Here is a 16,569-nt window from a genome sequence, read left to right on the forward strand (position 1 = left end):
CGGCACCCGCCGCAACCGCCTTGGCCAGCGCGGCGACCGCCGGATTGGCGTCGTTGCCGGAAAGGCCCGCCTCGCGCCTTTTGCGCAGCCGGTCTGCGGCGTCGATCGCAGCGACCAGCCCGTCGGCCTCACGCCCCTTCACCTGCGCGCGCGCGCGGGCGAGGGTGGTCAGCAGGATGATCGTGTCGGTCTTGCTATCGTACCAGTCGTCGCCGCGTTCGGCGTGGAGCTGGAGCGGCAGCGCCTCCTCGAAATAGGGGAGCGACTCTTCGGCCTTGCCCTGGCCGAGCAGGGCGAGCGCGAAATTATAGCGCGATTTCTGGGTGCCGATATCGTCGCGGCCCTGCAGCCGCTCGCCTTCGGTCGCGGCAATACGCCCCGGTCCCTCGGCGGCGGCGAAGCGGCCCGCGATATTGCGGTAATAGCTGATCTGGTTGTTCGCGAACTGGCGCTGATGGTCGTTATATTTGGGCCCGGCGAGCATGACGAGCAGCGCGTCGAAGGCGCGGTCGGATTCCTCGTCGCGGCGTACCAGGGTCAATGCTTCAGCATAGCGCAGCTGCAGGTCCCAGTCCTCGACGGTCATGCCCGCCGTCTCGAGCTCGGCATAGGTGTCGTCGAGCGCGCGCATGACCTCAGCATAGCGGCCCTGTTCGATCAGTTCGCGGCCATAGATTTCGATGCTGACCCGCGCGCTCGATGCCGCCTCGCCGGCGAGCAGGCCATGGTCTGCGGCGCGGCGATGGATGAGCCGCGCATGGCTCAGCCGTTCCTCATAGGACAGGCCGAGGCTCATCCAGTCGAGGAAGAAAAGCTCGCCTACGACGTCGCCGGCCGCTGCCGCGCGCGTGGCATAGCCGCGCATCTTGCCGGTGACGCGCCGATAGTCGGCGTCGCCGGGCTCGCGGTCGCTGCGAAAATAGATCCACAGCCCCGTATCGGCGTTGAAGCGGTTGTCGTCCGACAGGCGGGTGCGATATTTGGCGACAAGATCGACGAGCGCGAGCGCTTCGAGCACCTGTTCCTCGCCATTCGCCTTTTCGAACCGGTCGACCGAGGCCGCGACCAGCTTGTTCGCCGCTTCGTCGCATGGGCCACCATTGTCGGCCGGGCAGGGCGCCGGCTCGGCAGCGAAAGTGGGCAGCGCCGTTGCCGCGAGCAGCGCGGCGCTAAGGGCGAAACCCGCCCGGCGTATCGTCATGACATATTCCCCGACACGCGACCCTCCCGCGTGATGACAAGCTTTGCGTCGCTCCGCAAGGGGCGCGAACTTCATGACAATCGCCTTCGTTATCCTGTCATCGCCCGGTCATGCCTGTGCCGCAGCGCAGCAATATCGCCTCCCTAAAGCCCCCGCGCGTCCCGCATCATTTCGGTGCCGGGCAAAGGGGAATATCGATGACTTATCAGTTCAGGAGCCGCCTGCGGGCCGGGGTCGCCGCGGTCGCCATGCTCGCGGCTGCGCCAGCCCTTGCCGACGAAACGGCAGTTGCTGCGGCGACCGACGATGCCGGCACCGAAGAGATCATCGTGCTCGGCACCGGCCAGGCGCGCCAGGTGCAGGAAATCGGCGCCGCTGACATCGCGCTCGACGTCCCGGGGATCAATCCGCTCAAGGCCATCGAAAAGCTGCCCGGCGTCAATTTCCAGTCGGCCGACCCGTTCGGCACCTATGAATGGTCGTCGCGCATCTCGATCCGCGGTTTCAGCCAGAACCAGCTCGGCTTCACGCTCGACGGCATCCCGCTCGGCGACATGAGCTATGGCAACCACAATGGCCTGCACATCAGCCGCGCGATCATCAGCGAGAATGTCGGCCGGGTCGAAGTCGCGCAGGGTGCGGGCGCGCTTGGGGCCGCGTCGTCGAGCAACCTTGGCGGCACGATCGAATTCTTCTCGCGCGATCCGAAGGCCGACATGGGCGTCGAATTCTCGGGTACCTATGGCAGCGAAGAGACCAAGCGCGCCTTCGTCCGGCTCGACAGCGGCGAAATCATGACCGGCGGGCCGATGCTGACGGTCAGCTATGCCTGGCAGGATGCCGACAAGTGGAAGGGCGACGGCGTCCAGCGACAGCAGCAGGTCAATGCCCGCATCGTCCAGCCGGTCGGCGACGGCCAGCTCTTCGGCTTCGTCAACTATTCGGACCGCGCCGAGAATGACTATCAGGACCTGAGCGCCGAGATGATCGGCCGGCTCGGTTACGACTGGGACAATTATGCCAAGGACTGGGACCTCGCGGTCCGTGTCGCGCAAATCTACCAGAACCAGGTCGCGCGCGCGGCGTTCAACGCCGGCGTCGCCAACGGCAGCCTGCCGCTGGGCGCGACCTTTACCGCGCCCTATCCGGGCGTCGGCGAAGCCTTCCCGGCACCGATCACGACCGTCGACGACGCCTATTATGACGCCGCGGGGCTGCGCAAGGACTGGCTCGCGGGCATCGGCGGCGACGTGCCGGTGACCGACAACTGGACGCTGAAGGCGACCGGCTATTACCACAGCAACCGCGGCCGCGGCCTGTGGTACACGCCCTATGTCGTTACGCCGGGCGGTGCGCCGATCACGATCCGCACCACCGAATATGAAATCGAGCGTTTCGGCGTCGTCGCGTCCAGCGAATTCAAGATCGGCGCCAATACGCTCGACGTCGGGCTCTGGTACGAGGACAATGATTTCAACCAGGCGCGTCGCTTCTATGGGCTTGCCAACACCACCGGGGCGCCGAGCCGCGGCAGCCTGAAATTCCCCAAGGATCCGCTCGCGACGCAGTGGGAGTTCGATTTCAAGACCGAGACGCTGCAGTATCATGTGCAGGACACGCTCGACCTCGGGCAGGTGCAGATCAACGCGGGCTGGAAGGGGCTGAAGGTCACCAATGAAGCCAGCCCGGTGGTGAGCGGCGGTCTCGCTTCGGGGCGCACCGTGGCGAAGGACTGGTTCCTGCCGCAGGCCGGGCTGCTGTTCCGCGTCAACGACGACAATGAGGCGTTCGCGAGCTACACCCAGAATATGCGCGCGTTCGAATCGTCGGCGACTGGCGGGCCCTTCGCGACGACGCAGGCGGGCTTCGACGCGCTCGACCTGAAACCCGAAACCTCGACCACCTATGAGCTTGGCTTCCGCACCAAGTCGTCGCGTTTCCAGGGCGTGGTCGCGGGCTATTATGTCGACTTCAAGGACCGCATCATCGCCTTCGCCAACGGCTCGGGCATCCAGGGCAACCCGGCGATCCTGCAGAATGTCGGCGACGTGCGCTCGTGGGGCGTCGAGGCGGCGGGTACCTTCCGCATCACTCCCGACCTCTCGCTGTTCGGTTCCTATGCCTATAACGACAGCGAATATCAGGACGATGTCGTCAACGCGGCGAATGTCGTGATCGCGGCGACCGCCGGCAAGACCGTGGTCAATTCGCCCAAGCATCTGGCGAAGGGCGAAATCACCTGGGACAATGGCAATATCTTTGCCCGCGTCGGTGCCAACTACACCTCGAAGCGCTATTATTCGTACGAGAATGATGCCGAGGTCGGCGGGGTGGTGATCGTCGACGCCAGCATCGGCTATCGCTTCACCGAGGGCGCGCTGAACGGGCTGACGATCCAGGGCAGCGCGACCAACCTGTTCGACAAGGCCTATGTGTCGACGATCGGCACCAATGGCTTCGCCAACAGCGGCGATGCCCAGACCTTGCTTGCGGGCGCGCCGCAGCAGTTCTTCGTGACGCTGAAGGGCGACTTCTAAAGCGGCGCCAAAACCGCTTCCCGATTGACGACGATGGCGCGGCCCCGCTAGGGCCGCGCCATCTTTTTATGGGAATTGCACTATGACCGATACGCCCCCCGACCATATGTCGACCAACCCGCGCTCGCCGCATTTCGACATGGAGGTGCTGCAGCGCGGCATCGGCATCCGCTTCAAGGGCAAGGAGCGTACCGACGTCGAGGAATATTCGATCTCCGAAGGCTGGATCCGCGTCGCCGCGGGCAAGTCGAAAGACCGCTTTGGCCAGCCGATGACGATCAAGCTGTCGGGCGAGGTCGAGGCCTGGTTCGAGGATATCGCTGCCGACGCCGCCGACAAGGGCGACGAAGGCAAGTCGGAAGACTGAGGCAGGCCGCGCCGCTCAGGCGGCGCGACGCCCGCCCGGGCCGATACAAACAAAAAGCCCCGGTGCGAACCGGGGCTTTTTTGTTGGCCGGTCTGTCCGGAACTTACTGGCCGAGCGAGGCGGCGACCATGTCGAGGCCGTTGCCCGGCTTCCAGTCGTTGCTGGCCCACACCGGCGCTTCGAAGCTCGGAGCCTTGCGCGGTGCGGCGTTGCTGCCCGGGTAGATGAAGCCCTGCACCGGATTGGCGCGCAGGCCGAGGTCGCCGATGGGGGCGTACCACACGCGGACCATGCTCCAGTCGCCGGCGCTGCTGACATCGACGACGCGGACGTTGCGCTCGATCTGGCCGCGGCGGCCGTTGATCGGCGACCAATTGGCATGGTCGATCAGGATTTCGCGTTCGCCGACGATCTTCTTGACCACGGCGACATGGCCGATCGGCATGCCGCGCGTTCCGGCGAAGGCCATCACCGCGCCCTCGCGCGGTTCGTCGCCGCGCTCATACTGGCCTGCAGCCTGCGCCCACCAGGTCCCGGCGTTGCCGCGGATCTCGACGCCCGATTCGGCGCGGGCGAAGGGAACGCACTGGAGGTAGCTGGCGGCGGCAGCGGGGGTGGCGGTCAGCGCGGCGGCAAGCGACATCAGGCATGCGACGATGGCTGCTGTAAAGCGGCTGGCTGACATGGAAAGCGACCCCCGTTTGGCTTGTATTCAAGCGTTGAAGGGTAGTTGCCACAGTTTGTGCGTCGCACCACCCGTCGCGCGACGAATTGCATCGGACGCGGGGTGAATGGGGGAACCTTTTGAAAGGCGGTTCGATTCGTCGACGGGTCGGCTCGCCTCGCCGTATCAGGCGGCGGCGCTGGCCTGATCGGCGGCCGGGCGGAACAGCATCAGCACGTCGGCAGCGGGCATCGGGCGGCCATAGAAATAGCCTTGGATGTTGCGGCAGCCGAGCGCGCGAATCGTTTCGACCTCGAGCTCGCTTTCGGCGCCCTCGGCGGTCGTCGACATGCCGAGGCTGTCGGCGAGCGCAACCACCGCGCGGATGATCGCGATCGATTCGGTGACCCCCTTGGCGGCCCCGACGACGAAGCTGCGATCGACCTTGATCGTCGAGAATTGCGTCTTGCGCAGATAGCCGAGCGACGAATAGCCGGTACCGAAATCGTCGAGGCTGAGGCGGATGCCGAGCCCGATCAGCTGGTCGAGCAATTGCGCCGCGCCGCCGCCGTCGCGCAGGAAGACGCTCTCGGTGACTTCGATCTCGAGCCGCTGCGGCGGCAGGCCGCTTTGCGCCAGCGCCGAGACGACGACCGAGGCGAACGCCGGGTCGGTGAGCTGTTCGGCAGAGACGTTGACCGCGACCTTCAGGTTCGACGGCCATTTCATCGCCTCGTGGCACGCGGTGCGCAGCACCCATTCGCCGATCGGCGAGATCAGGCGGCTGTCCTCGGCGAGCGGAATGAAGCGCCCGGGTGACACATTGCCAAGCTTCTGGTTGTTCCAGCGGATCAGGGCTTCGAAACCGTTGAGCATGCCGTCCTCGGCGGTGACGACGGGCTGGTAATAGAGCTCGAACTCGCGGCGATCGAGCGCGCCGCGCAATTCCTGTTCCATCACGCGCCGTTCCTCGGCCTGCGCGTGTAGCGAGGCGACATAGGCGGCAACGACATTGCCGCCCTTGTCCTTGGACTTGTAGAGCGCGAGGTCGGCGTTGCGAGTCAGCGTCTCGACCGTCGCGCCGTCCTGCGGTCCGACCGCGAAGCCGATGCTGGCGCCGACGAACAACTGGTGATTGTCGACGACATAGGGGCGGCTGAGCGCGGCGATGATGCGTTTGCCGAGCGTCTCGACGTCGCTGGTCGACGGCATGTTGTGCAGGATGATGGCAAATTCGTCGCCGCCCAGCCGGCCGCAGGTCATGCCGCGGTCCATCATGCTCTTCAGCCGCGCCGCGACCTGCGCGAGCAATTTGTCGCCGACCGGGTGGCCGAGCGTATCGTTGACCGCCTTGAAGCGGTCGAGGTCGAGCATCAGCATCGCGCAGCGCGTCTTGGCGTCGATCGCCTGGTTGAGCGCGCGTTCGAGGTCTTCGTGCAGGCTGAGGCGGTTCGGCAGGCCGGTGAGATTGTCGAAGCGTGCCATCTTGGCGATCTGTTCGGCCGAGGCGCGCTGTTCGGTGACGTCCGATCCGACGCCGCGAAAGCCGAGGAACTTGCCTGCTTCGTCGAGGCGCGGCGACGCCGACAATTCCCACCAGCGCGGCGCGCCGTCGATGGTGACGGGGACGATCAGGTTCGAGAAACTCTCGCGTCGTTTCATGCGCTCCGCCATGTCATGCAGGCTCTTGGGGAAATTCCCCGTTTCCCACGCATCGCCCGACAGCGCCTGGAGCAGCGGCAGACCTTCGAGCTGGTCGGCGGGGGCGCCGATCGCAAAGGCGAGGCGCGGCGAGACATGGACGAGGCGGCGGCTGTTGTCGGTCTGCCACAGCCAGTCGGCAGAGGTCTCTTCGAACTCGCGCAGCAGCAGGCTGACCGTCTCGGTCTTTTCGTGCAGCACCTCTTCGGCGCGGCGGAAGCGGACATGGCTTTGCCCGAACCTTATGGAAAAGCCCGTGAGCATCGTGCCGGCGGCGACCGCGATGCCGGCGTGTGCGTGCGCGCCGGCCAGCGCCAGGGCCCCGGCCGCCGACAGGCTGACCGGCATGATAAAGAGCAGGCAAGCCATCGGCAGCGTGTGCGCGACGATCGCCAGCGTCAGCATCATCAGCAGCGCGACGGTCCACATCGACAGCAGGTGATCGACCGAAGGATGGAGGCCCTGGAGCCAAAAGGGCGCCGACCAGACAATTGCCGAATAGATGGCGTGTCGGTTGCACAGGTTGAATTCGGCGACGCCGTCGTGGCGAATTTCGCCCAGCGGCAGGCGCGAGACGACCTGCCAGGACCAGAGGCTGAACAGGATGGTGGCAATGGCCCAGCCGCCGATCACCGCTATGGGGACGGTGCTCATCATCGTCAGCACGGCGACGATCGTCATGCCGAGCCCCATGACGAGGCGCAACTTGCCCCGGCCGCGCAGCGGCGCGAGCTGCAACTGCCGCAAGTCACCGATATCGTCGGCGCGCCGGTTCAGCCCGAGCAGCGCACGCACAGGAATATCGTCAGTCGGAATCGGATCGTTCGCCACCCTGGTCACAGGGCTGTTCTAGCGAAAGCGGGTTACCCGAAAGTAACTATGCGCCAACGGTCCGTCGCAATTTTCAATCCGGCCAGCGGGAAAGAATCACGCTGCAATAGCAAAGGGTTGGATTTCCCCGGCCAGATATTGCGCGCGCGCCTTCGACCGGCTCAGCTTGCCCGAGCTGGTGCGCGGCAAGGTGCGCGGCGGGATCAGCTCGATCAGGCAGTTCATGCCGGTGATCGCGCGGACGCGGTCGCGAATCGTCTCGCGCAGGATCGCGCGCTCGGCATCGTCGCTGGTGCGGCACTGGACGAGCACCGCGGGGGTCTCTTCTCCACCGGGCGCGGTGATCGCGAAGGCGGCGATGTCGCCCGATTTGAAGCCCGGCAATTGTTCGACCGCCCACTCGATATCCTGCGGCCAGTGATTCTTGCCGTTGATGATGATCATGTCCTTGGCGCGGCCGACGATATAGATGTAACCGCCTGACAGATAACCCATATCGCCGGTGTCGAGCCAGCCGTCGACCAGGCAGGCGGCGGTCGATTCGGGGTCGCGGAAATAGCCGGTCATCAGCGAGGGGCCGCTGCACCACACTTTGCCGACGGTCTGGTCGGGCAGGATGTTTCCGGCTTCGTCGCGGACCTCGATCACCATGTCGCGCGCGGCGCGGCCGCAGTTGACGATGGCGCGATAGCGGGTCGGGCGGCCGGCGTCGTTCGCGGCGCCCGACAATTCGGTTTCCTCGACCAGTTCGACGACGATGCCTTCGCCCGGGGGCATGATGCTCACCGCGAGCGTCGCTTCGGCGAGGCCATAACTCGGCAGGAAGGCGCTCGCCTTGAAACCCGCGTCGGCAAAGGCATCGACGAAATGCTGCATCACGTCGGGGCGGATCATGTCGGCGCCATTGCCGGCGACGCGCCAGCGCGACAGGTCGAAACGGTCGGCGACATGCGTCTGGCTCGACACGCGGCGCGCGCAGATGTCGTAACCGAAGGTCGGCGAATAGCTGAGCGTCGTCCCCGGATTGCGGCTGATCAGGTCGAGCCATGCGAGCGGGCGACGCGCGAAATCCTCGGTCTTGAGATAGTCGACCGACACCTGGTTGGCGACCGGCGAGAGCAGGCAGCCGACGAGGCCCATGTCATGATACCAGGGCAGCCACGAAACGCAGCGGTCGGTGTCGCAGACTTCCATGCCATGGCTGTGCGCGGCGAGATTGTTGAGCAAGGCGGCGTGGGTGACCGCGACGCCGTGCGGGAAACGCGTCGAACCACTGCTGTACTGAAGGTAGCAGGTCTCGTCGCTGTTCTGGACGGGCAAGTCGGCCTGCGGTGCGGGACGCGCGGCGAATTCGCTCCAGTCCATCGGCGCGACGCCCTGCTTCTCGGCGGCTTCGGCCGCCATCGCGGCAATTTCGGGCGGGAAGAACAGCATCGTCGGGTCGCAGCTCGTCAGCTGGACGATCAACTGGCCGACATAGGAGTCGCGGCCGCCGAAGCTGGTCGGCAGCGGCAGCGGCACCGGCCAGGCGCCGGCATAGATGGTGCCGAAGAACAGCGCGGCGAATTCGGGGCCGGTCTCGGCGATCAGCGCGATGCGGTCGCCGGGCTTCGCCCCGGCGGCGATCAGGCGGTAAGCGGTCGCCAGCGCGTCGCTGCGCAGTTCGCTGTACGGATAGGGCCGCACCAGCTTGCCGCGCGGATCGTGGAAATTGAGCCCGCGCGTGCCGCTTGCGGCATAGTCGAGCGCTTCGCCGACGGTGGCGAAGTCCGAAAAACGGCGCGGCTGGGCGCATTCGGTCGGCGTCGGCACGAGCACGTCCGCCGCATTGTCGATTTTGTCGTTCATAGAAGCTCCGGCATCCCGCGAAACGGGGCGCGCAGCAACAAGCATGTCATCTTTCTGAGTCATACGTGCTGCGCGATCCCTTTATCGTTGGAACAAATCGCCTGTTTTCAGGCATTGAGCCCGATATGGCGGCGCTGGTCGTTCTCAATCAGGCCCGACTGTGGCATAAACATGGCATATGGCCAACCGCCGCGCTTCCGCCGACCGGGCAATTCGCACTCTCGACGCGGCGCGGCTCGACGAGCTGGCGCTCGCCTATGTCGCGCGTTTTGCCACCAGCCGCGCCAAACTGGCGCGCTATCTATCGAGAAAAATACGCGAATCAGAGTGGAATGACGCAATAGACGGCCGCGCGGCGTGCGAGGCGGTGGTCGCGAAGATGGATCGGCTCGGTTTCGTCGACGACAAGCAATATGCCGCGATGCGCGGCGCGGCGATGACGCGGCGCGGCCTCGGGGTGCGGCGCGTGAAGGCGCAATTATGGGTCGACGGTATCGACCCCGCAGATTCGGGTACGGCGGTCGAGGCGGCCGAAGGCGCGGCGCTCGCGTCGGCGCTCGGCTTTGCACGCCGCCGCCGTTTCGGCCCCTATGCGGCCGCGGCGGTGACCGATCCGGCGCTGCGCGAGCGCCAGGTCGCGGCCTTCGCGCGCGCCGGCCATTCGCTGGCGCTCGCGCGCCGCATCCTCGCGACCTCGCCGGGTGACGAGGCCGCGCTGGACGCCGAAGCGGGGCTCGATTAGGACGCAGGCCTTCACGGGGATGGCCCGGTGCGGCGAAAGGAAAAGCCGATGCGTGCATGGATGACCGCTGTCGCTCTCGTCATGGCGGTCCCCGTCGCCGGTTGCAGCGATTCGCAGCCGGCAAAACCCGCGACGATCCCGCTCACGATCAAGGCCCCCGACAAGACGCATGCCTTCACCGTCGAGGTCGCGCGTACCCCCGAGGAACAGGCGAAGGGGCTGATGTTCCGCACCAGCCTGCCCGAAAATGGCGGCATGCTCTTCCCGTTCGAAAAGCCGCGTTTCGGCAGCTTCTGGATGAAGAACACGCTGATTCCGCTCGATATGTTCTTCATCCGGGCCGACGGCAGCATCGACCGCATCGCCGAAAACACGATCCCCGAAAGCCTCGAACCGGTGGTCAGCGGCGGCGAGGTGACCGCGGTGCTCGAACTCGCGGGCGGCACCGCGACGCGGCTCGGCATCGACGAAAATGCCATCGTGACGTGGCAGGATAAATGATCGGCGGGTTGCAGCGCCATTGGCGCTTGCGAAACGGCGGTGCTTGCCTGTAAACGCGCGGCCATGGGCATGTTAGGCAAGATTTTCACCTGGTGGGACGGCGCGACCGTCGGCACGCTGCTGAACAGCTGGAAAACCGGCGAACAGGTCGGCGAGGACGGCCTTGGCAACCGCTATTTCCGCGCGCGCAAGGGCGACCGCCGCTGGGTCCTCTATAATGGTTCGAACGATGCGAGCCGGGTTCCGCCCGAATGGCACGGCTGGCTGCACGGCACCTTCGACGACCTGCCCGCCGACGTCCTGCCCGCGCCGCGCGCCTGGGAGCAGGAAGCGACGCCGAACCTGACGGGAACCGGCACCGCCTATCGGCCCGCGGGCGCGCTCGAACGCGGCGGCAAGCGCGCCGCGGCGACCGGCGATTATGAGGCGTGGCGCCCCGGCGCCGACTGAGGATCATGGGCCTGCGCCTGATCCCGGCCGCGCTGACCGCGCTGGCGCTGACCGCGACGCTCGCTGCCTGCGACCGCACGCCCGCGACCAAGTCGGGCAGCACGACGGTGCCGACGATCGCCAAATCCGAACGCGTCCCCGCCGAAGTCGGCGGCATCGAGGGCGCGACGCCGATGGCTGAACGTGTCGCCGTCGTCGGCCTGCTCAACAAGCGCAACGGGCTGGTGCAGGACCTCGAGATGAAGCCCGGCGAATCGGCGCGGGTCGGCCGCGCGATCGTGCGGCTGCGTGCGTGCGAACAGACTGCGCCGTGGGAAGACCCGCCCGAAACCGGCGCCTTCGTCCAGCTAACGGTGCAGGATCAGCGCGACGACAAATGGTATCGCGTCTTTTCGGGCTGGATTTTCCGCGAGCGGCCCGACCGCAACGTCATCCAGCACCCGATCTACGACGTGTTCGTCAAAAGCTGCGCGATGACATATCCGGGCGGCGAACCCGTTGCGCTGTCCTCGCCCAAGGCCGCCGCGCCCAAGGCGTCGAGTGCGCCCCAGTCGCCCGCGACGAACGGCGGCGAAGGCAGCCCGGCAACGCCGGCCCCTGCGCCCGCCGCACCGCCGCCGGCCGCCGCGCCCCCCGCCAACACCGAATAGAGCCGCCGCAGATAATCGGCCTGCGGGATTTCGATCGCGCCGAGCGATTCGAGGTGCGGGGTGATGAACTGGCAGTCGAGCAATTGCCAGCCGCCCGCGCGCAGCCGCGCGACGAGATGCGCAAGCGCGACCTTCGACGCGTCGCGCGCGCGGCTGACCATCGATTCGCCAAAAAAGGCGCGCCCCAACGTCACGCCATAGAGCCCGCCGACCAGCGCGCCGCCTTGCCAGCATTCGACGCTGTGCGCATGACCGAGCCGGAACAGCCGGTCGTAGCTCGCCTTGATCACCGGGTTGATCCACGTCGTCGGCCGGTCGTCGGCCGGCTCGGCGCAGAGCGCGACCATGTCGGTAAAGGCGCGGTCGGTGGTGACGCGGAATTTCTCGCCCGTGACGACCTTTTTCAGGCTGCGCGACAGCCGGAAGCCGTCGAGCGGCAGGATCGCGCGCAGCCGCGGCTCGACCCAATGGACCGACGGGTCGTCCGCCGCGTCGGCCATCGGGAAAAGCCCCTGCGCATAGGCGCTGAGCAGCAGCGCAGGGTCGATGGTCTCGATAGGCTTCAGCTTGCCGGCTTCACGAATTTCAGCGTCATGCGGTCCGATTCGCCGATCGCCAGATATTTGTCCTTGTCGACCTCGCCCTCGCGCAGGCTCGGCGGCAGCGTCCAGACCCCTTTGGGATAATCGTGCGTATCCTTGGGATTGGCGTTGATGTCGCTCTCGCCGGCGAGCTTGAACCCCGCCGCTTCGGCAAAGGCGATGACCGTCGACCGCTTCAGATAGCCGCTCTTTTCCTCGAGCGCCGAATCCATCTCCTCGGGCAGGCGATGTTCCTCGACACCGAGGACGCCGCCCGGCTTCAGCATCGCGAAGATCTGCTTGAAGGCATTGGCGGTGTTGTCGGCGCCGTCGAAGCGCCAGTTGTGGACATTGCGAAAGGTCAGCACGACATCGGCGCTGCCGTCGGGCACCTTGGGATGGGTGCCGGCGGCCGGAAATTCGGCGAACTTCAGCGCGCCATAGGTGGCGGTGTCGGCGGCCTGCTTGTCCTTGACGCGATTGAGACCCTTTTCCCACGGTGCCGCGACATAGAGCGTGCCGCCGCCCGCCTTGCTGAGCGGCGCGAGGATTTCGGTGTACCAACCGCCGCCCGGCCACAGCTCGACGACGGTATCGCCGGGCTTCACGCCGAAGAAGGCGAGCGTTTCGGCGGGATGGCGATATTTGTCGCGCGCGACATTGGTGGCGGTCCGGGTGGGCGCCGCCACCGCGGTGGCGATCGCGTCGCCCGGCTTGGCCGCGGCTTCGGTCGCGGTGGCATTTTGCGCGGGCGCGCTGCACGCGGCGACGGCGATCAGCGCTGCACTTGCAACGGCACGGAAATCACGCATATCGGGGCACCTCTCTGGGGATCGGGTCGCTGGTTTCGACCCGTTTGGGGGGACGGCCATAGTGCGAAGGGAATGGGTCCAATGCAAGTGTCCTTGCTGTCGGTGAGCATCGGCGCCGCGATCCTCTTCGCCATCGCCGAATTCGCCGGATGGCGCCGCAACAATCGCCGCGACGTCGACGACGTCGGCTTCATGCCCTGGCGCGGCATCGCGCTCGCGTCGGCCGCGGTTGCTTTCTTCGCCTTCGCCTTCTGGCTGACCCGCAAATGAGCGCGCTGCCCGCGATCGACATCGGTCCGCTGCTGGCGATGGACGATCGCGCCGCAGTCGACCGCGCGGCGTCCGCGATCGGGGCCGCGAGCGCCGAATATGGTTTCTTCTATGCCGAGGGGCATGGCATCGGCGACGCGCTGTTCGACCGGCTCGAGGCGGCGAGCCATGCATTTTTCGCGCTGCCCGAGGCGGAGAAGGCGGCGATCGCGATGGCGCATGGCGGCACCGCCTGGCGCGGCTGGTTCCCGCTTGGCGGCGAACTCACCTCGGGCCGGCCCGACCGCAAGGAGGGGCTGTATCTGGGCGAGGAACTCCGCGCCGCCGACCCGCGTGTCGCGGCGGGCTGGCCCCTCCACGGCGCCAACCTCTGGCCCGCTGCCGTTCCCGCACTACGCGACGCGGTAGAGGAATATCTGGCGGCGACGGTCGCGGCGGCCGAGGCGCTGATGCGCGGCATGGCGCTCGCGCTCGACCTCCCCGTCGATCATTTCGCGGCCGGGATCACGCGGCGCCCGACCCTGTTGTTCCGCATCTTCCATTATCCGCCGGGTGGCGCAGCCGACGATCTCGGCGTCGGCGAACATAGCGATTACGGCCTGCTCACGCTGCTCGGGCAGGATGCGCATGGCGGCCTCGAGGTGCGTGCGGCCGACGGCTCGTGGATCGCGGTGCCGCCGCGTGGACGGGCGCTCGTCGTCAATATCGGCGACATGTTCGAACGGCTGACGCGCGGACGCTTTCGCTCGGCGCCGCATCGCGTGATCAACGCCTCGGGGCGCGAACGCCTGTCCTGGCCGCTTTTCTACGATCCCGACTTCGCGGCGTCGGTCGACCCGCTGCCGATTCCCGCAACGACACGGCTGTTGCCGCGCTGGGACGGCATCGACGTCCATGAGGCCGGCGGCACCTATGGCGATTATCTGATCGGCAAGGTGGGCAAGGTGTTTCCCGACCTCGCCGGGAAAAACCTCGACCCGGCTTAGAGGCAGGCTTCCAGATAGGGCTGGTCGAAGCCGAACTGGCGTGCCTTCTCCAGCGTATAGGGACGCAGGCCCATCGCGCGATATTCGCCGATGATCTTGCCGTCCTTGTCCTCGTCCAGATATTCGAACTTGAACAGTTCCTGCGTGACGATGACATCGCCTTCCATGCCGATCACCTCGGTGACGTTGGTGACGCGGCGCGAACCATCGCGCAGGCGCTTGATCTGGACGACCATGTCGACCGAGTCGGCGATCTGCTTCGAAATCGCTTCCTTCGGGATCTTCACGTCGCCCATCAGCACCATATTTTCCATACGGCCGAGGCATTCGCGCGGGCTGTTCGAGTGGAGCGTACACATCGAGCCGTCGTGGCCGGTGTTCATCGCGGCGAGCAGGTCGAAACATTCGGCGCCGCGGACCTCACCCATGATGATGCGGTCGGGACGCATACGCAGCGCGTTCTTGACGAGGTCGCCCATGTGAATCGCGCCATTGCCCTCAAGGTTCGCCGGGCGCGTTTCGAGCGGCAGCCAGTGCGGCTGCTGCAGGCGAAGTTCGGCGGCGTCCTCGATCGTCAGCACGCGCTCGCCGGGGTCGATCATCTTGGAGAGGGCGTTGAGCATCGTCGTCTTGCCCGAACCCGTACCGCCCGAGATGACGATGTTGAAGCGGCTGGCGCCCGCGATCTTCAGCGCGGTGCACATCTTCTGGCTCATCGCGCCCCACTGGCACAGCATGTCGAGCGTGATCGGCTTGGCCGAGAATTTACGAATCGAGATCGCGGTGCCGCGCAAGCTCAGCGGCGGCACGATCACGTTGACGCGGCTGCCGTCCTTGAGGCGGGCGTCGGCGAGCGGCGTGGTCTGGTCGACGCGGCGGCCGACCATGTTGCAGATGCGCTGCGCGATCTGGAACAGATGCTGTTCGTCGCGGAACTGGATCGGCGCGATGACCAGCTGGCCCTTTTTTTCGATATAGGTCTGGTACGGCCCGTTGACCATGATGTCGCTGATGTCGGGGTCCGACAGCAGCTCCTCGAGCGGCCCGAAACCGAGCAATTCGTCGACGAGCACCTTTTCGAGCGCGAACTGCTCGCGGCGGTTCAGCGTGATCCGCAGTTCGGCAAGCACTTCGAGGATGATCGGGCGGAATTCCTCGGTCAGCTCGTCCTTCGACAGCGTCGCCGCCGCCTCGGGATCGACGCGTTCGAGCAGGCGCGGGAGCACCTGCTCCTTGATCTTGTGGACGCTGGCCTCGAAACCCTGCGCCTTTTCAGGCTCCATCGCCTCGGCGGTCGAGCGCTGGTTCAGCCGCTCCATTGCCTCGAGTTCGGGAACCGGGCCTGCCGAGTCGGGAAGCGGCGCCGCGTCGATCGCGGGGAACTGGCCACCGCCGCTGCCAGCGCCGCCCTGCATCGGCTTCGCCACGCCAAAGGCGGGGCGTCCTGCGGTACCGGGTCGGCGTCCGAATGCGCTCATGGTTGTGTCCTGCTTCCGAATCATGTCCGTGGTTGTGTCGCCGCCAGAGCAGACGAACCCCCAATCAACAGGGTGAATAGATCGGAAACTTTGACATTCTCCTAATGCCCCGACAGCATCGTCGGACAGATGGCATCCGGGCGGAGGGATTATGCGTTTCATCCTTTTGGCGATGGCATTGGCGGTCGCCGCGCCCGCGACCGCGCAGGACGACGATCCGGTGCTGCCGGCATGGATGGCCGGCTGCTGGGAAACGCGCGACGGCGCGCGCTGGGCGGAGGAATGCTGGACCGCGCCGCGCGGCGGCATGATGATCGGCAGCGGGCGGCGCGGCGAGGGCGACCGGCTGGGCGAATGGGAAGTGATGCGGATTGCCCTCTCCGAGCCGAATGACGATGGCCCCGTCCTGCGCATGGCGTTCGTCGCGGCGCCGGGCGGGAGCGGCTGGACGACCTTCGCCTGGTCGCCGGGCGACGACGGCGACGGGGTGGCGTTCGCCAATGTCGCGAACGACTATCCGCAGCTGATACGCTATTGGCGCGAGGGGAAGAATCTGAAAGCGCGCATCTCGATGGCCGACGGCAGCCGCCCGGTCGAATGGACTTACAGACCGATGGGAAGCGGCGATTGAGCCATGAAAAAGGGGGCCGCGGCCCCCTTTTGTCATTCGCTTTGCCTGGCCGCGATCAGCCGGCGGTCACATGCTCGGCGAGGACGGTCAGCCCGGCCTCATTGACCTCGGCAAAGCCGCCTTCGACCTCGATCGTCTCGGGCGCGGCGCCAGCGCTCGCATAGATGGTCAGCGGGCCGTTGCGCAGCGTCGCCATGAAGGGCGCATGGCCTTCGAGCACAGAGAAGTCGCCTTCGCTGCCCGGTACGGTGACCATGTAGACATCGGCGGTCCGCTCGAGGCGGGCGGGGGTTACGAGTTCGAACTTCAGAGCCATTTT

The 16,569-nt window shown here is 66.3% G+C and carries 16 protein-coding genes and 1 pseudogene; 9 read left to right on the top strand and 8 right to left on the bottom strand.

Annotation, left to right across the window (positions count from 1 at the left end; translation table 11 throughout):
- On the bottom strand, positions 1-1,201 hold a 1,201-nt coding region (locus tag B1A78_RS02320; protein WP_144037645.1), incomplete at its 3' end, for a hypothetical protein.
- A 197-nt stretch (positions 1,202-1,398) separates the two neighbouring features.
- Between B1A78_RS02320 and B1A78_RS02325 the strand changes: the two genes are divergently transcribed.
- Positions 1,399-3,738: a TonB-dependent receptor gene (locus tag B1A78_RS02325; RefSeq protein WP_077145401.1), complete on the top strand. Its 2,340-nt coding sequence runs from the start codon at positions 1,399-1,401 to the stop codon at positions 3,736-3,738.
- 82 nt (positions 3,739-3,820) lie between these two features.
- Positions 3,821-4,105, top strand: coding sequence for a DUF3297 family protein (locus B1A78_RS02330; RefSeq protein WP_077145402.1), 285 nt, complete (start codon positions 3,821-3,823; stop codon positions 4,103-4,105).
- A gap of 103 nt (positions 4,106-4,208) precedes the next feature.
- Here the strand turns inward: B1A78_RS02330 and B1A78_RS02335 are convergent, their stop codons facing one another.
- The 3 genes from B1A78_RS02335 to B1A78_RS02345 form a co-directional block, all read right to left on the bottom strand.
- Positions 4,209-4,790 (bottom strand): CHAP domain-containing protein, encoded by a 582-nt coding sequence (locus tag B1A78_RS02335; protein ID WP_077145403.1) that lies wholly within the window; start codon positions 4,788-4,790, stop codon positions 4,209-4,211.
- Positions 4,791-4,955: 165 nt separating this feature from the next.
- Positions 4,956-7,265, bottom strand: coding sequence for a bifunctional diguanylate cyclase/phosphodiesterase (locus B1A78_RS02340; RefSeq protein ID WP_256837428.1), 2,310 nt, complete (start codon positions 7,263-7,265; stop codon positions 4,956-4,958).
- 132 nt (positions 7,266-7,397) lie between these two features.
- On the bottom strand, positions 7,398-9,149 hold the full coding sequence (locus B1A78_RS02345) for a fatty acyl-AMP ligase (RefSeq protein ID WP_077145405.1): 1,752 nt from the start codon (positions 9,147-9,149) through the stop codon (positions 7,398-7,400).
- A 178-nt stretch (positions 9,150-9,327) separates the two neighbouring features.
- Between B1A78_RS02345 and B1A78_RS02350 the strand changes: the two genes are divergently transcribed.
- The 4 genes and pseudogenes from B1A78_RS02350 to B1A78_RS23335 form a co-directional block, all read left to right on the top strand.
- Positions 9,328-9,891 (top strand): RecX family transcriptional regulator, encoded by a 564-nt coding sequence (locus tag B1A78_RS02350; protein ID WP_077145406.1) that lies wholly within the window; start codon positions 9,328-9,330, stop codon positions 9,889-9,891.
- A 48-nt stretch (positions 9,892-9,939) separates the two neighbouring features.
- The gene (locus tag B1A78_RS02355; RefSeq protein WP_077145450.1) at positions 9,940-10,392 is read left to right on the top strand and encodes a DUF192 domain-containing protein; all 453 of its coding nucleotides are present in this window, start codon (positions 9,940-9,942) and stop codon (positions 10,390-10,392) included.
- A gap of 63 nt (positions 10,393-10,455) precedes the next feature.
- A complete protein-coding gene (locus tag B1A78_RS02360) occupies positions 10,456-10,842 on the top strand; it encodes an NADH:ubiquinone oxidoreductase subunit NDUFA12 (RefSeq protein ID WP_077145407.1) in 387 nt (128 codons plus the stop codon).
- 239 nt (positions 10,843-11,081) lie between these two features.
- Positions 11,082-11,252, top strand: a pseudogene (locus B1A78_RS23335) (DUF2155 domain-containing protein); the annotation flags it as partial.
- A gap of 35 nt (positions 11,253-11,287) precedes the next feature.
- On the opposite strand, the gene aat reads toward B1A78_RS23335, so the two are convergent.
- Both aat and B1A78_RS02375 read right to left on the bottom strand, forming a co-directional pair.
- A complete protein-coding gene (aat, locus tag B1A78_RS02370; RefSeq protein WP_218667925.1) occupies positions 11,288-12,049 on the bottom strand; it encodes a leucyl/phenylalanyl-tRNA--protein transferase in 762 nt (253 codons plus the stop codon).
- Positions 12,050-12,054: 5 nt separating this feature from the next.
- The gene (locus tag B1A78_RS02375; RefSeq protein ID WP_077145409.1) at positions 12,055-12,885 is read right to left on the bottom strand and encodes a class I SAM-dependent methyltransferase; all 831 of its coding nucleotides are present in this window, start codon (positions 12,883-12,885) and stop codon (positions 12,055-12,057) included.
- A gap of 81 nt (positions 12,886-12,966) precedes the next feature.
- Here B1A78_RS02375 and B1A78_RS02380 point away from each other — a divergent pair, with 81 nt between their 5' ends.
- Positions 12,967-13,155, top strand: coding sequence for a hypothetical protein (locus B1A78_RS02380; RefSeq protein WP_077145410.1), 189 nt, complete (start codon positions 12,967-12,969; stop codon positions 13,153-13,155).
- On the top strand, positions 13,152-14,141 hold the full coding sequence (locus tag B1A78_RS02385; RefSeq protein WP_077145411.1) for an isopenicillin N synthase family oxygenase: 990 nt from the start codon (positions 13,152-13,154) through the stop codon (positions 14,139-14,141). Before B1A78_RS02380 ends, B1A78_RS02385 begins: the two co-directional genes overlap by 4 nt.
- Here B1A78_RS02385 and B1A78_RS02390 read toward each other — a convergent pair.
- Positions 14,138-15,619, bottom strand: a complete 1,482-nt coding sequence (locus B1A78_RS02390; RefSeq protein ID WP_077145412.1) for a CpaF family protein — start codon at positions 15,617-15,619, stop codon at positions 14,138-14,140. The genes B1A78_RS02385 and B1A78_RS02390 overlap by 4 nt on opposite strands.
- A gap of 151 nt (positions 15,620-15,770) precedes the next feature.
- Here B1A78_RS02390 and B1A78_RS02395 point away from each other — a divergent pair, with 151 nt between their 5' ends.
- A complete protein-coding gene (locus B1A78_RS02395) occupies positions 15,771-16,250 on the top strand; it encodes a DUF6265 family protein (RefSeq protein ID WP_077145413.1) in 480 nt (159 codons plus the stop codon).
- Between the two features lie 55 nt (positions 16,251-16,305).
- Here B1A78_RS02395 and B1A78_RS02400 read toward each other — a convergent pair whose 3' ends face one another.
- Positions 16,306-16,566, bottom strand: a complete 261-nt coding sequence (locus B1A78_RS02400) for an ATP synthase F1 subunit epsilon (RefSeq protein ID WP_077145414.1) — start codon at positions 16,564-16,566, stop codon at positions 16,306-16,308.
- Positions 16,567-16,569: the final 3 nt, after the last annotated feature.

Source organism: Sphingopyxis sp. KK2 (genome assembly GCF_001990265.1).
Lineage (GTDB): Bacteria > Pseudomonadota > Alphaproteobacteria > Sphingomonadales > Sphingomonadaceae > Sphingopyxis.